At 60.4% G+C, this 14164-nt stretch carries 14 protein-coding genes and 1 tRNA gene; 10 read left to right on the plus strand and 5 right to left on the minus strand.

Going from position 1 to position 14164, the window contains the following annotated elements:
* Window positions 1-174: 174 nt before the first annotated feature.
* Genes ABB30_RS04085 through ABB30_RS15640 form a run of 4 tightly spaced genes read left to right on the plus strand, consistent with a single transcriptional unit; the run spans window position 175 to window position 4589 of the window.
* A complete protein-coding gene (locus ABB30_RS04085; RefSeq protein WP_245626416.1) occupies window positions 175-1263 on the plus strand; it encodes a CBASS cGAMP-activated phospholipase in 1089 nt (362 codons plus the stop codon).
* On the plus strand, window positions 1256-2443 hold the full coding sequence (locus ABB30_RS04090; RefSeq protein WP_057637044.1) for a CBASS cGAMP synthase: 1188 nt from the start codon (window positions 1256-1258) through the stop codon (window positions 2441-2443). Before ABB30_RS04085 ends, ABB30_RS04090 begins: the two co-directional genes overlap by 8 nt.
* On the plus strand, window positions 2440-4125 hold the full coding sequence (locus ABB30_RS04095) for a HesA/MoeB/ThiF family protein (RefSeq protein ID WP_057637045.1): 1686 nt from the start codon (window positions 2440-2442) through the stop codon (window positions 4123-4125). The genes ABB30_RS04090 and ABB30_RS04095 overlap by 4 nt, the downstream gene beginning before the upstream one ends.
* Complete coding sequence (locus ABB30_RS15640) at window positions 4110-4589, plus strand: Mov34/MPN/PAD-1 family protein (protein ID WP_161808828.1); 480 nt, start codon at window positions 4110-4112, stop codon at window positions 4587-4589. Before ABB30_RS04095 ends, ABB30_RS15640 begins: the two co-directional genes overlap by 16 nt.
* A gap of 57 nt (window positions 4590-4646) precedes the next feature.
* Here ABB30_RS15640 and ABB30_RS16120 read toward each other — a convergent pair whose 3' ends face one another.
* The 3 genes from ABB30_RS16120 to ABB30_RS04110 form a co-directional block, all read right to left on the minus strand.
* Window positions 4647-5342: a Cap15 family cyclic dinucleotide receptor domain-containing protein gene (locus ABB30_RS16120; protein ID WP_152980559.1), complete on the minus strand. Its 696-nt coding sequence runs from the start codon at window positions 5340-5342 to the stop codon at window positions 4647-4649.
* A complete protein-coding gene (locus ABB30_RS16125) occupies window positions 5339-5806 on the minus strand; it encodes a hypothetical protein (protein ID WP_245626417.1) in 468 nt (155 codons plus the stop codon). Before ABB30_RS16125 ends, ABB30_RS16120 begins: the two co-directional genes overlap by 4 nt.
* Window positions 5807-6917: 1111 nt before the next feature.
* Window positions 6918-8270, minus strand: a complete 1353-nt coding sequence (locus ABB30_RS04110) for a tyrosine-type recombinase/integrase (RefSeq protein WP_161808829.1) — start codon at window positions 8268-8270, stop codon at window positions 6918-6920.
* Window positions 8271-8463: 193 nt separating this feature from the next.
* On the opposite strand from ABB30_RS04110, the gene ABB30_RS16130 reads away from it, so the two are divergent.
* The 5 genes from ABB30_RS16130 (at window position 8464) to hemC (ending at window position 11570) form a co-directional block, all read left to right on the plus strand.
* A tRNA-OTHER gene (locus tag ABB30_RS16130) sits at window positions 8464-8557 on the plus strand.
* Window positions 8546-9010, plus strand: a complete 465-nt coding sequence (locus tag ABB30_RS04115; RefSeq protein WP_152980561.1) for a hypothetical protein — start codon at window positions 8546-8548, stop codon at window positions 9008-9010. Before ABB30_RS16130 ends, ABB30_RS04115 begins: the two co-directional genes overlap by 12 nt.
* A 133-nt stretch (window positions 9011-9143) precedes the next feature.
* Complete coding sequence (locus ABB30_RS04120) at window positions 9144-9809, plus strand: alpha/beta hydrolase (protein WP_057637050.1); 666 nt, start codon at window positions 9144-9146, stop codon at window positions 9807-9809.
* 72 nt (window positions 9810-9881) lie between these two features.
* On the plus strand, window positions 9882-10601 hold the full coding sequence (locus ABB30_RS04125; RefSeq protein WP_057637051.1) for a LytR/AlgR family response regulator transcription factor: 720 nt from the start codon (window positions 9882-9884) through the stop codon (window positions 10599-10601).
* 48 nt (window positions 10602-10649) lie between these two features.
* Window positions 10650-11570: a hydroxymethylbilane synthase gene (gene hemC / locus ABB30_RS04130; RefSeq protein WP_057637052.1), complete on the plus strand. Its 921-nt coding sequence runs from the start codon at window positions 10650-10652 to the stop codon at window positions 11568-11570.
* 72 nt (window positions 11571-11642) lie between these two features.
* On the opposite strand, the gene ABB30_RS04135 is transcribed toward hemC, so the two are convergent.
* Window positions 11643-12419 carry a DUF481 domain-containing protein gene (locus ABB30_RS04135; protein WP_425477373.1) on the minus strand — a complete coding sequence of 259 codons (777 nt, stop codon included), beginning with the start codon at window positions 12417-12419 and terminating at the stop codon, window positions 11643-11645.
* A gap of 136 nt (window positions 12420-12555) precedes the next feature.
* Between ABB30_RS04135 and ABB30_RS04140 the strand changes: the two genes are divergently transcribed.
* Entirely contained in the window at window positions 12556-13524 is a 969-nt protein-coding gene (locus ABB30_RS04140) for a helix-turn-helix transcriptional regulator (protein WP_057637054.1), read from the plus strand.
* A 9-nt stretch (window positions 13525-13533) separates the two neighbouring features.
* On the opposite strand, the gene ABB30_RS04145 is transcribed toward ABB30_RS04140, so the two are convergent.
* The gene (locus tag ABB30_RS04145; RefSeq protein ID WP_057637179.1) at window positions 13534-14130 is read right to left on the minus strand and encodes a lipocalin family protein; all 597 of its coding nucleotides are present in this window, start codon (window positions 14128-14130) and stop codon (window positions 13534-13536) included.
* Window positions 14131-14164: the final 34 nt, after the last annotated feature.

Consider the following 14164-nt stretch of genomic DNA (forward strand, 5'->3'; position numbering starts at 1 on the left):
CCTTAGGACAGTAGCCCGGCAGTCATTTTGACCTCACGCCAAGGCCGGATCCTTGAAATGTGTGACGTGTATCACTATTCATGGCAAGCTCAGTCAAGGAAATCTCGTCGCGCCACTTGAGACGACTAGGACTGATGGTTGACGGGCATTGATCAGCATCCAGGGAGACGGAACGTGACTCAAGTACCAACCCAGCCAGTGGCACAAGAGCCAGAGCGTCATAGTGAAACCTCGGCATCGGCACCAGAGGCGGTTGCCCCTTTCCGCATTCTGGCCCTCTCAGGTGGCGGATACCGCGGGCTTTACACGGCCAAGGTGCTTGCACACCTAGAGGCCCACATTGAGGCACCGATCGCCTCGCGATTCGACCTGATCGCAGGTACTTCCATCGGCGGAATACTGGCACTAGCTCTTTCGCTCGAAATCCCGGCGCTAGCGATGGTCGAGCTTTTTACCCAACATGGCCAGGACATCTTCAAGGCGAGGCGCTCGCTGTGGGGGCTAGTTCGTTCCAGGTACACCCAGGCCGATCTGTCGCGGTTGTTGAGGACAGACGATATCTTCGCCAGCAGAACGCTTGGAGAATGCAAGCGCCGCGTGATTGTCCCGGCAATTGACTACAGCAACGGGGTGCCGGTGTTGTTCAAGACACCACATCACGTAGATCTGACCAGGGACCATGCATACGCTATCGCGGATGTAGCATTGGCCACCAGCGCCGCACCAGCATACTTCCCCAGGCATTCCTTCGATAACCGGCAGTTTATCGACGGCGGTTTGTTCGCAAACGCCCCTGGCCTGCTGGCATTCCACGAAGCGCAGCACTATCTGGGGGCTAGACGAGATGACATCCATGTCGTATCCATTGGCACGATGTCCTCTCGGTTTACCGTAGATCCACGAAAAAATCGTAGCGGCGGTACCTACGATTGGGGCGGGATAAATCCTGCCAACACACCGCAGCGCCTGTTCGGCATTGCGATCTCCTCCCAAGAGGCACTCGTCAACTCGATGCTTCGGCATCGAGTGAAGGCAGGCCAGTACTACCACATAGACGAACCGTTGACGGATGAAAAGTCGAGAGCGGTGGCTCTGGACAAGACTGATGCTGCGGCACAGGAAGCACTCCTGGGCGCGGCATCGCAGTCGTCGAAAGAGGCGCTAGGTCAACCGTTGTTCAGAGAGCTTCTCAAGCATCCCGCATCACCACCAACCTTCTACTACGGCCCTAACATCAATGCTGGAGGTAGCACCCATGCTTAGCCTGCACAAGCTATTTAAGAACGACGGAAATCCTACCAGTCTGGATGAAGTGATTACGCCTTCTGCAGCCCAGAAGAGAGCCCTCATGGATGCCAAGAATGACATCCGGGATCATCTTCGAAAGACCATCCGGGAGGCAACTGTTAGCGTTCTCGGTATGCCTCATATGGTAACTCCGCGCTTCCGGACGCAGGGCTCCTGGGCCTACAAGACCTGTATTAAAGGTGCCCACCTTCCTCCACAGGAAATGGACTGGGACTTTGGCGTCTACCTGCCAGTGACGGCGTGGGAGGATACATCACCGCCTCGCGCAATGGCTCGTCTTTACTTCGAGTTCGTGGAGCGCTCACTAGCCGACTTGTGCGAGCAGAAAGGGTGGGTGCTGGACAATAGCAACAAGCGATGCGCTCGAGTCAAGATCTCGGACTGGGGGCACGTCGATCTGCCGCTCTATGCAGCACCTGAAGACAAGTTCAGGGACGTGGCGGAGAAAAGTGTGTTGGACTCTTCCATGAAGCGAACCAATCACCTCCGCGAAAATGCGAGTTTGGAGGAGTTCTCCGAAAAGGGGGAAATGCCCAATGACTTCTGGGTCCTTATGGACGAAATCCATGTGGCGAAGCGAGATGGAACTTGGCAAAAGTCAGACCCAGAGCAGGTAGCCAACTGGTTTGATGACCGTGTCACCGAGCACACTGACCAGTTGCGCCGGGTCTGTCGCTATCTCAAGGCATGGAGAGACTACAACTGGGAGAGCGGTGGGCCCACGTCGGTTCTCATCATGATCATTGTCTCCAAGTCGTTCCTGGCCATTCGCGGACGGGACGACCTTGCATTGGAGAACGCCGCTGCGGACCTTGCTAAGAGGCTCGCGGATGATGTGAGAGAGGTGGGGATCGACCTCGGCGTGGAAGACTTCAACCGTCTAAGCCCGGCTGATCGGATCGTGGCGTCTCAAAAGGCAAAAGAGCTTCAGCAAGCCATCTATAACAGTCGCCATTACGGTCCAGGGCTCGTTGGTAAGGCGATCGCGAACATGCAGGCCCACTTTGGTGACCGGATATCCAACGACGCGTCTCTTGTCGTTGTGGACAACGCGGCCGAAGTCCGCAGTACCGCCGCCGCACGCGTAGCTGCGCCAGCTGTTGGAGCAACTAAAGCGGGCTGGCGGTCTAAATGAGCGAGCCTGGCCAAGCTGAGTTGAAATCCCTGTTTGGTCATCTGACCGCACGGGGATTTCAGCAGCTCCCATCAAGGGATGGCTCCTGCAGCTTCATTGGCACGCTGCCCTGCAAGTTCGGCGATGCGTCGATTACGCTAAAGATAGTTGACTGGGATTTCGTCAGCTACCCCATCATAAGGGTCGACGCACTACCGAACGGTGCCCCAGCCCTCATTCCACACATCAGCGCATGGGGTGGCTTCTGCTACTTGGCTCCAGGAACCGTCATTCTTGATAGGTTCAAACCTGATATTGCAGTTGAGCAGTGCCTGGTGTTCGCGACGAGAGAGTTGGATCGCCTTCTCTCGGACCACACCTACAGGCAAGGTGAGTTTCAATCCGAGTTCGGACCAAACTGGCATATCGGACAGAATCCGCTTCCAAGACACGTGTTGCTTGGTACCTTGAGAAATGGTGATCATCGCGGCACTTCCTACCTGCTGGCGGAAGGGGGGCGCGCAGCGAACCTGATCTCCACAGATGAGACGGAAGCCGCCCGAATCGCTGAGTCCTGCGGATGGGAGGCTCCAGTGACTGGCCCGTCATCCTGCTGGATCATTCGCTCAACCAAGATGCCGACTCTGATGTCTAGTGGTCTGCCAGGCACCATCGGTGACATGTTTTTCTGGCTGAAGGCATGGGATGAAACGGTCTATAAGAGGGTCGGGCAAGTATTCGCCCGACGGGACTACCTAGCTCAGCAGGAAATAACCTTCGTCATCGAATCCGCGGCCGGCTGGCTAGGCTTCAGTATGGAGATAGACAAGACCCTCGCAATGGCATTCCGTAGGAATCCAGGGCAGCTTCGGCAGCGCCTACACACTGCCAGGCGCGATACGCCCATTCGAAGGGTAGCGGTCTCTGAGATTTCGCCGGAGTTCGTCCATAGCCGCAACCTCACCTTCCCGAGCCTCAAGGATCGGCGCATCGTTCTGATTGGCTGCGGATCCATCGGCAGCTATCTCTCGCAAGCCCTCGTGCGACTGGGGGCCGGAGCTGGAGACGGTAAGCTGACACTGATCGACCCAGACCAGTTGTCACCGGGGAACCTTGGGAGGCACATTCTGGGTTTTGAGTCCCTCTTCAAAGAGAAGGCTGACGCTCTCGCCGAATTGCTCCGTAAGCAGTTCCCGCACGTAAACATTGTGGCAAAGGCAAGCCCTGCGAGGCTGCCTGGAGACCTCAGGCTGGGGGAGTTGGTCATCGATGCGACGGGAGAAGAAGCGTTGAGTGAGGCCATCAACTTCCACAGGCTGTCACTACCAGCGGCTGCACGGCCCATAGTCCAATACGTCTGGGTCACAGGACAGGGACAATGTACACAGGTCTTGTGGACGGACAGTGATCGCCAAGCTTGCTACCGCTGTATGAGACAGAACGATGATGTCAGGACGCCGCGCTTCGACCTAGGGTTGCCGCAGAACCACGAGATTGTGAACGGCTGCCAAGCGTTCACTCCCTACGCCGTCTCAGCCCCTATGTCTGCCAGCGCCCTGGCAATTGACCAGATAGCAGCTTGGCTTGGCGGAGGTGTCTCGCCTCGCTTCAGGACTCGAATGATCGAGGGCAGCACGGCCAGGCAGTTAAAAAACCAGGATGTAAATCCATTGAAAGGATGTCCGGCATGTCGGAAGCAATGATCGCAGCTGGTGTCCTTCAGGGAGCTGGACACGTACTCCTTGAAGACGCTGCAATGCACCTGGTACGAGCCTATAGGCAGGATCAACCAAAAACACCTGAGGCGGGTGGAGTGCTTCTCGGCTTCCGCCGCGGCAACCACCTGCAGGTAACGCACGCTACGCCTCCCGGACAGGATGACAAACGATCAAGGACGTCATTCTGTCGGGCAGCTGCCGGTCATCAGACCGCTGCTCGGAAGCACTGGCGGATGCACGATGAGGAGGGCGACTATGTCGGGGAATGGCATACGCACCCGGAAGATATGCCTGCTCCATCCACGATTGACCTTCAGGAATGGTCGATCGTGATGAAGCGGAACCCGGGAAAGCCCATGATCTTCCTGATCGTCGGACGCAAGGAGGAATGGTTCGGAGTCGGATTGAACGGTCTGCTGAATGCATTTATCCCCATGGCGTTGCCGTGAAAATATGGGGTGACCTGCTTGGTATCTCTCCCTTCTGCCTCTGTCCCGTAACACTCGCTACGAAGCAGGAAAAACAACGAGATCACTGCGCTTACTCATGACCAAGCGCATTGTTGATTCGAAAGAGTTTAGCCCATCGCATTCATCACTAATGAAGCTAAGCTTCAGCTGCCCCTGAGTAGGAGAGTTGGTCCAGTAGTTGCCAGCCAGGACTTTTCCAGAGTCCTGCAGAATCAAGTCTCCGTAGCCTGTGGTGATTTTGTTCTCCCCATAAGCCAAACGCCGCATCTCGTAGACATAGGCAAGCCTAGTATCCGAGCTTTTTTCATCGGTACCCAGCACCTCGATTGTTGAATTCGAAGGCTGCCTCTCGGTGAAGGATTGAACAGACAAAAAGAAGTAGGTCTGTCGTATGACAAACACAATCGGAATGGGCGCCGGGACTTCTCCCTTGTCATCCCTCCACGTCGTCTGTAGATGGCCATACCAGATGCCATGAACGCTGGGTCGACCCAGTAGCTTAGAAAGACGCCCTGACCTCCACGTTTTCTTTGAAAAAAAACCAAGAAATAGCATTGAAAAGGTGACGCCCTTGGGTAGGGCCTTCACTGAAAGCATCAAATATGACTGCGACGGTTGGCTTCCTATTAATAACTGCGAAGCGGCCACGAGAAGAGCAAGCGCTACTGATACGCAGCAGGCGGCCATGATCAGGCGCCTCAACTCGTAAAAATTCAGTGTAATAGGCGTCATTGATCAATCCCGCGCGTCCGGCACATGCCGCTCTCGTAGTAGTACACCTCTCCGGCGCTCGAGAGAATGCCGACGCCGACTATGCCGCGGACACGCGACGAAAGCAGAGCTGTCATGTGGCGCGCACCTGACGCTTTCAGTTCGGGCAATTCGCTTAGATTGGGAATAGGAGGAGATACGAACTGAGCTAAGTGGGTAAGCTTTTTGTGTTTGAGCTCAATGAAATGAAATCCGTCATGGAAGCTTGACGAAAGGCTGGAGATCTGGGCAAGAATGGGCGCAATCCTTCCAATGCCCGAAACTGGAAGCTGCGGTCGCGCGGGAAGCCCGGCTCCTAGGCTTACAAAGGGAAGATCGCAAAGGTCATAGTAGAAGACCACGCCGGCTCCGGAAAAGTCACTGGGTAGCATCAATGACACGCTCTGAAAGAGCGATGTTGCGGTCTTTATGCAATCAGTTTCCATTCCAAGTCCCCTAAATAAGGCCCGCGATCCAGGAGGGGCCAAGCTCATCAGAATAAGCCCAGGCTAGGTGGGATGGTAGATGTAGTTATGGATTGGCCCGGGTTCCGTGGACACCCCGGAATGGGGGGGGGGGCTACCCCCGATTTCACGGACACTACCAAAAAGGCGATAGAGGCAATGAGGAGTGTTCATATCAAAGCGTCGCAAATTCAGTGCCGAGTTCAAGCGTGGTGCGGTGGAGCAATAGCGGCAGTTCTACAACGAGCATCGGCCGCACAGCTCACTGGGCTACAGGTCGCCGGCCAGCATTAGGCGTAACTGGTCAAAAACCGATACCATCGTCCAAGGACTCACGGCCTGTCGGCTACAAATTTCGTACGCAGGTCACCTCCGGGTGATCCGTGGGTGGTGAACGCTGCAGCTTCTCCTCGTGGCCTAGGTACCGCCTGAGTGAGCTCTCTGGGTAGCGGATGGTCTTGTCTTTTGTGACCACCCATTCTGGACCGCGATTGGCGCAGCGCATGTTCCTGAGGCTTGCGGGAGTCACGCCAATGAGCTCGGCAGCTGCTGAGGTGCTGTAGTGTCGTTCTAAGAAGGCCGTCTTCATTTGGCGACCTCACTATGGTTTGAGCTCGGGTAGTGCACGCAGCGTCCACGGACGAACCGTGACGGTTCAGATGTGCCTGCTGCTGAGGGCTGGATATAGCAGGTCGAGAGTCCCAGAACGCAGGCTGCCTCCTGCTGGCTGAAGTGGTCGCTGGGTGCTACCAGGAACTCGATCAGATCGTCCACTCGGGTGTTGGTGTCCATCGTTCGCCTATACCTCGTGACCGTTCGCAGGTCTTGTTGATGTAAAGGAACGATAGAGCGGGTTAGATGCCCACTTGAGACCGTTTAGGTGCCATTTTCAGGGGACAAACGGTTGGTAGCTGCACTTTTCGATCAGTGAGCTACCCCCGTTCTGAGTTGTAGGCATTCCTGAGGATATGGCTGCGAGCTGAAGCGGCGCGGACTATTGGCGAAGGAGCGAGTCGCGCTAGCTTACGGTCAGCAGCCACTCTCGCTCTCCAATCAAATGGGTTGGAGGGATTCCTGTGATCTGACCATCCTTTCAAGCTTCGCGTCGGATTGGCACCACGTTGATTGCATCCTGCGGCAGACCATCGCAGAGCTTGCGGATCAGCTCAAGGGCTTGCTTCTTCTCGGTGAAGAAGTCATAGGCCTCATAGTGGACAGCCTGCACTCCGCCACGGCCATGGGACAGGAGGTGGCCACGTACCTCTTTAGATATGCCCGCTGCCTGGAGCCTTGTCTCGACAGTCTTTCTGATGATGCCCGGCGTGAAGGGGCGATCCAGCTCCCCGGCCTCTACCATTTCACTGGAGACTTCAGACATGGCCTCCCTGAACGCCGAGTAGGAAGCATTGCTCGCTCCCCCATTGATCGTGAACAGGTACGGGCCTGCTCCGGTATTCATCTTCGAAATCAGGGCCAAAGCACTGTCAATCAGTGGGATGAGGTGGTCGGTTGGAGCCTTCCTGCGGCCCTTTGTGTCCAGAAGCATCAGGGAATTGAAGTCAGGATCCAAGTCGGCAGTAGTCGCCCGTGCGAGCTGCGCTACGCGCTGCCCTCCAGTAATTAGGTGGAGCTGCATGAGTTCGCCATGTCGACACCCAGGGGCCGTGATGCGACGCCAGTAGGCGGCTAGCTGCTCTGCGGACAGAGCTCGTTTGCGGAGCTTTGCCGCAACTATCGCTTTCTCTACGGCCTCCTTGGGGCGACTGATTTCAAAGTATTCAAGGGGGTTGGAGGTCAGCTTGAAGGCCGTAAATGCGTGCATCGATGCATCAGTCCGTGCCTTGCGCGCTGCATTGAAGGCAGCTCTCAGGTAGGCGCGGAGCTTTTCGGCGGTACGGAGCTTCCCGGCCTTGCTGAGTGCATGGAAAACTGGCATTACCGTGTCGACAGTGATCTCCACTGCAGGGGTCTGGCTCAGCTTTCGGTCGTTGATGATGTACTTCTTGACTGCATTCTCAACTTCCCGCCAGCTGTTCTTTCCTAAGGTCTGGAGGTGGGCAACGTAGGCGGTCATCAGGGCGCCGAAATTGGCCTCCCTCTGCGCTCGTTTGGCCTCGGCCTCCTCACGGATACGCTCGCGCTCAGCTTTAGCTGCCTCTTTAGTAGCTGTCTTGGCAGCAGCGATGTCCTCGCCTGATTCAATCCTGGCACGCAGGACCAGGGCCTGTCGCCTCGCCTCTGCAGCGGTAAGCCCGCGTCCTGTGGACTTCTTGGCCGCTTCTTCCGTTCTGTAGCGTCCGATCGAGAACCTCTTGGTCTGCCCGTGGGAGCTGTAGATCATCACGAAGGTGATCAAACCTTCAGGACTGATCCTGACGGCAAAGGAGGGAATCGCGTTGTCGAAGACGGTCCGGGTCGTCCCCTTGGCCGGGAGACCTTCAGCCATCAACTCGGCCAAACCTTGGCGGTCCAGCCTGCGTCTTTTGTCCTTGCTTCGATTTGGCATAGCCGTTGGCATAGTCTGTGCTGTGACGTTCAATGACGGTATGTGTCAACGCTACAGCAAAGATCTCTGGTGCAAATTACGAATAAGGCCCCTTTTTTCATGGGTTTACGGACCAAAAGTTCAGTGTTTGCAAGGGTCTGTAGATGTGCCTGATTGCACCTGCTGACCGTGGCTCACTAGGACTCATAATCCTTTGGTTCCAGGTTCGAATCCTGGTGGGCCCACCATCGCAGCAACAAAAAAGCGCCTTCGGGGCGCTTTTTTTGTGTCTGCCGATACAGCGCCTGTCTGCAGGGGACTTGCAAAAAACGGCCCCGGTGCTGGCCGGAATGTCGTACTGGTGGTCCAGCGGCCGCATCGGCACCTTGCTTGACCTGATTCACCTGGTGACCTCGACAGGTGCCTTGCAGGTGGATCACGTGGGAGCCCCGCCGGCGTACTTTCATGCCACCACACCGGCCGGGGTGCCGGTTGTGGTGACTGGCGCGGTCAATGCCTTCAGCTTCGACGGTGCAGCGCGCGAGCAGGCCGGTGCGATGTGGCGGCAGCCGCCGCTCGGGCTGGCGGCAAGTGACCAGCAGGCGGCACCGATCCGCGTGGATGGGCCCGGCATGGCCCTGCCGGCCAAGCCGGCGACGGCGTGCGATGGGTCCTCTGCCGATACGTTGTGCATGCACTAAGCAGCGCCTGCCATCCACGCCGTGCCAGCAGGCAGGCGTGGATTGCGGCTGCAGTTGGCCACTGAATGGGTACCGGCGGGGCAGGGTATCAGCGCTTGCGGCTATCCTGTGCGCTTTGCCCGAGGAGCTGCACATGCTGGAGACCATTGAACGCGAAACCGGTACCAACCCGCAGTGGGCGGTGATCTGGCTGCATGGCCTGGGCGCGGACGGCAATGACTTCGCACCGATCGTGCCGGAGCTGGTGCGCAAGCACTGGCCTGCGATCCGTTTTGTGTTCCCGCATGCGCCGGTGCGTGCGGTCACCATCAACGGCGGTGCGCGCATGCGTGCCTGGTATGACATTGTCGGCATGGACCTGGCCTCGCGCGCCGATACCGCAGGCGTGGACGAATCGATCCAGCAGGTCAATGCACTGATCGAGCGCGAGGCGGCACGAGGCATCCCGGCCGAACGCATCCTGGTGGCCGGCTTCTCCCAGGGCGGGGCGGTGACGCTGTCGCTGGGCCTGCGTCGCAGCCAGCCGCTGGCCGGCCTGGTGGCCATGTCCACCTACCTGCCCGATCCAGGCAATGCTGCAGGCAGGCTGGCCGCCGGTGCCAATGCCCAGCCGGTGTTCTTTGCCCATGGCAGTGGCGATCAGGTGGTGCCGCTGGCCCTGGGTGAGCAGAGCATGCAGGCCCTGCGCGATCTGGGTTTTGCCGTGCAGAGCCATCGTTACCCGATGGCCCATCAGGTCTGCGGTGAGGAAATCCGTGATCTGGGGGACTGGATCGAGCAGCGTCTGGCCACAGCGTGATGGCCATGCGGTGACGCTGGGGCGGGCGCTGGTTACCATGGGTCACCCCGGTGGAGTGGAGCTGGCAACGGCATGAAGGTGGTCATCGTCGATGATGAAGCCCTGGCGCGCGAGCGCCTGCGCGGCCTGTTGGCCGACCATGCCGATGCCCAGCTGGTGGCCGAGGTCGATTCGGGCCTGGCCGCCATCGATGCCTGCCAGCGCCACAACCCGGATGTGGTGCTGCTGGATATCGCCATGCCCGGCATGGACGGGCTGGAAGCGGCCAGATTGCTGGCACAGTTGCCGCATCCGCCGGCGGTGGTGTTCTGCACCGCCTATGACGCCCATGCGCTGTCGGCCTTCGAGGCCGCGGCGCTGGACTACCTGATGAAGCCGATCCGCGCCGAGCGTCTGGCCAGTGCGCTGGCCCGGGTGCGCACCTTCATGGCCGGCCAGCAGCAGCCCGGCGGCCGCGAGCACGCCCCGCGCCAGCAGCTGTGCGCGCGCCTGCGTGGCAGCCTGCGCCTGATCCCGGTGGCCGACATCCGCTACCTGCAGGCCGAGGAAAAGTACGTGGTGGTGCACCACGCGCGTGGCCAGGATCTGGTCGAGGACTCGCTCAAGGCCCTGGAAGACGAGTTCGGCGACAGCTTCGTGCGCATCCACCGCAATTGTCTGGTGGCCCGTGCGCAACTGCTGGAGCTGCGCCGGCACCAGGGCACGGTGCAGGCGATCCTGCGCGATGAGCCGATCCCGCTGGAAGTCAGCCGGCGCTGCGTGAGCAGCCTGCGCAGCCTGCTCGAGGGCTGATCGGCCCGGCTGCACACGCCGCTGCCGGGCTTGGGCGATAATGCCGGCATGAACACCTTGCGCATCGCTACCCGTAAAAGCCCGCTCGCCCTGTGGCAGAGCGAACATGTTGCCGACCTGCTGCGTCAGGCCCATCCCGGCCTGGAGGTGGTGCTGGTGCCGATGAGCACCCGCGGTGACGAGGTGCTGGACCGCTCGCTGGCGGCCATTGGTGGCAAGGGCCTGTTCCTGAAGGAGCTGGAGCTGGCCATGCTGCGTGGCGAGGCAGATTGCGCGGTGCACTCGCTCAAGGACGTGCCGATGGAACTGGACGGCCCGTTCGTGCTGCCGGCCATCCTGCAGCGTGCCGACCCGGCCGATGCCTTTGTCAGCAACCGCTACCGCCAACTGGAAGACCTGCCGGCCGGCGCGGTGGTGGGGACCTCCTCGTTGCGTCGCCAGGCCCAGGTGCGCAGCCTGCGCCCGGACCTGGTCTGCCGCGACCTGCGCGGCAACGTCAACACCCGCCTGGCCAAGCTCGATGCCGGCGAATACGACGCCATCCTGCTGGCCTGTGCCGGCCTGCAGCGGCTGGGCTTTGAATCGCGCATCGCCTCGCGTCTGACCGCGCCGCAATGGCTGCCGGCCCCGGCCCAGGCGGCGGTGGCGGTGGAGTGCAAGGCAGACGATGCCGCCACCATCGCCCTGTTTGCCGTTCTCGACCATGGCCCCACGCGTACCTGCGTGGAAGCGGAGCGGGCGATGAACCTGGCCCTGCATGGCAGCTGCCATGTGCCGGTGGCCGGTTTTGCCCAGTTCGAGGGCGAGGACGGGCTGTGGCTGCAGGGCCTGGTCGGCGATGTGGCCCATGGCCGCAGCATCCGGGCCCAGGCTCACGGCAAGGTCGGCCAGGGCAAGGAGCTGGGCGAGCAGGTGGCCCAGTTGCTGCTCGGCGCCGGTGCCGGCGAGCTGCTCGGCAGCCCCGAATAAGCCATCTGCGCTGTGTCGATACAACAACGGGACCGATCGGTCCCGTTGTCGTTTGTGGCTGGCCGTACCGGCTTACTTGTAGGTGTAGACCAGGTTGACCGTGGTCAGGGTGTCGGTCTTGCGCTTGTCCACGGCCACGTCACTGTTGTGGCGGGCCTGCCAGCCGGCCTTCAGGGCCAGGCGGTCGCTCATGCTCACCGACAGCCCCAGGTCGTTCTGGGCGAAGGTGTTGTAGGAGCCCGATTCGACCAGCAGGTTGTTGACCAGGGCGGTGTTGTCGGTGAGCTGGTAACGCAGGTCCAGCTGGCCGCGGCCGATCAGGCCGGTGCGGGTTTCATCGGTATCGGCTTCGTGGGTACGGCGCACACCGGGGCCGAGCTGGGCATCCAGGACGACCTTTTCCGCATCGATCAGGCGGGTACCGTAACCCAGTGCGAAGCTGCCCTGGCGGTCGTAGGTGGCAAAGTCGTCACGCTCGTAACGGGCGTTGGCGGTGAGCTGGCGGTGCTCGCCCAGCTGCAGGCCGCTGGCCGCCGCCGCGCTGTAACGGTAGGCGGTGGTCTGGCGCACGAAATCCACGCTGCCATCGTCCTGGGTGCGCTTGTACTCGGCGCTGCTGCGCAGGCCGAACAGGTCCATCGAGTGGATCCAGTCACCTTCGGCATAGCGCAGGCGCAGTTTGCCGTTGAAGGTTTCCGAGGTGCTGTTGCCGCTGGCCGAGGCAAAGCCGAGCTCGCCGCCGCTGCCCGACCAGGGCGAGGCGATGGCTGCAATCTGGTTGGCATCCTGGGCGCTGGCCAGTGGCGACAAGGCCAGGCACAGCAGGGAAATCACATACCGGTACTTCACTGGACTTCTCCGGATATCGCATAGGGGATGAGGCCTTGGCATGATAGCCGAGCCTCCATGGCTGACTGCTTACCCACGCCATGCGCTGGTGCAGGGGTCAGCCCATGGCCACCGTGTTTCGGAGACCTTTGGTGTCATGGATCGTTACGAACGTATTAATGCGTTGCACCGCCTGCTCAAGTCGTCGCGCTACCCGGTAACGGTGACGCGGCTGCAGGACGAGCTGGGCTGTTCGCGGGCCACGGTCTATCGTGACCTGGCCTTCCTGCGTGATGCCCTGATGGCCCCGGTCGAGGGTGACGGCGAGGCCGGCTTCTGTTACCGCAAGGATGAGAGCGAGCGTTTCGAATTGCCGGGGATGTGGCTCAGTTCCGAGGAGCTGCTGGCCCTGCTGGCCTCCCAGCACCTGCTGCAGCGCACCGGCGGTGGCGTGTTGTCGCAGATGCTGGCCCCGTTGCAGCAGCGCATCGAGGGCCTGCTTGCTGCCCAGGCGGGGATGACCCGCTGGCCGGTGGAACGGGTGCGGGTGGTGCCGCACCGTGGCCGCAAGCTGGACCAGGCCAGTTTCCGCGCGGTGGCCTCGGCGGTGCTCGAACGCCGCCAGCTGTCCTTTGAATACCGCGCACGTTCCACCGACCAGGCCACCAAGCGTGTGGTCTCGCCACAGCGCATCACCCATTACCGTGACAACTGGTACCTGGATGCCTGGGACCACGAGCGCGAGGCCCTGCGCAGCTTTGCCGTGGACCGCATCGGCCAGGCACGCATCGGCAACGAGGTGGCCCGGGACCTGGACGAGGCCGAGCTGGATGGCCAGCTGGCTGCCAGTTACGGCATCTTCTCCGGCGAACCCAAGGGCTGGGCGATCATCCGTTTCAGTGCCAAGGCAGCGCGCTGGGTTGCCGACGAGCATTGGCACTCACGCCAGCAGGGGCACTTCCTGGACGATGGGCGCTATGAGTTGAAGGTGCCCTACAGCGTCTCGCGCGAGCTGCTGATGGATGTGCTGCATTACGGCGCTGATGCCGAGATCGTCGAGCCGCCGGTGCTGCGCGAACAGGCCAAGGCCTTGCTGGCCCTGACCTTGAGCAATTACGGCGATTGAAGCCCGGGCTCAGCGCCGGCCGGCGGCTTCAAAGCCCAACCGGCCGCGCTGCTCCGGTTCCTGCAGTACGCGGCGCATGCGGTCGGTGTTGACCCCGTGTTCGGCCAGGCGGCTGCTCAGTTGGAAATAGCGGACCTGGCTCATTTCCGGTTCGCGGGCCAGGATCCAGGCCATGTCACGGCCCGGGTAGCCAATCAGCGCCCAGCTGTAGTCCGGCGCCACTTCCAGCACTTCGGTGCGGGTGGGGACCACCTTGTAGAACCAGGTGCGCCAGCGCCGGTTGCCACTTTCATCATCCACGCTGGCGCGCAGGTTCAGAGCCTGCGGCGGCGCCTCGAAGCTTTCGCGGAAGTGATAGGTGATCCGGACCTTGCCATCCTCGTCCAAGCTGTAGTCATGCCGGCTGGCCACATGGCCGCGCTCCACCGGGTTGGCGATGCGCCCGATCACGTACCACTGGCCCATGTAGCGGTCCAGGTCCAGCGGATGTTCGGCACTGGGTTGCAGCGCTTCGGGCAATGCGGTGGATGCGGTTTCTTCCTGGGCCTGGCACCACAACGGGGTGCTGATCAGCAGGGCAAGGGCAAACGGACGCAGGGCTGGCAGTGACTGGCGCATGGGACGTGAGTTAACCCGGAAG

This window comes from Stenotrophomonas ginsengisoli (assembly GCF_001431485.1).
Lineage (GTDB): Bacteria > Pseudomonadota > Gammaproteobacteria > Xanthomonadales > Xanthomonadaceae > Stenotrophomonas > Stenotrophomonas ginsengisoli.

Bases quoted from the DNA above. Each gene is read 5' to 3' on its own strand.
- ABB30_RS04090 (WP_057637044.1), top strand. From the start codon at position 1,256: ATGCTTAGCCTGCACAAGCTATTTAAGAACGACGGAAATCCTACCAGT.
- ABB30_RS04095 (WP_057637045.1), top strand. From the start codon at position 2,440: ATGAGCGAGCCTGGCCAAGCTGAGTTGAAATCCCTGTTTGGTCATCTG.
- ABB30_RS15640 (WP_161808828.1), top strand. From the start codon at position 4,110: ATGTCGGAAGCAATGATCGCAGCTGGTGTCCTTCAGGGAGCTGGACAC.
- ABB30_RS16120 (WP_152980559.1), bottom strand. From the start codon at position 5,342: ATGACGCCTATTACACTGAATTTTTACGAGTTGAGGCGCCTGATCATG.
- ABB30_RS16125 (WP_245626417.1), bottom strand. From the start codon at position 5,806: ATGGAAACTGATTGCATAAAGACCGCAACATCGCTCTTTCAGAGCGTG.
- ABB30_RS04110 (WP_161808829.1), bottom strand. From the start codon at position 8,270: ATGGCTGAAGGTCTCCCGGCCAAGGGGACGACCCGGACCGTCTTCGAC.
- ABB30_RS04120 (WP_057637050.1), top strand. From the start codon at position 9,144: ATGCTGGAGACCATTGAACGCGAAACCGGTACCAACCCGCAGTGGGCG.
- ABB30_RS04125 (WP_057637051.1), top strand. From the start codon at position 9,882: ATGAAGGTGGTCATCGTCGATGATGAAGCCCTGGCGCGCGAGCGCCTG.
- hemC (WP_057637052.1), top strand. From the start codon at position 10,650: ATGAACACCTTGCGCATCGCTACCCGTAAAAGCCCGCTCGCCCTGTGG.
- ABB30_RS04140 (WP_057637054.1), top strand. From the start codon at position 12,556: ATGGATCGTTACGAACGTATTAATGCGTTGCACCGCCTGCTCAAGTCG.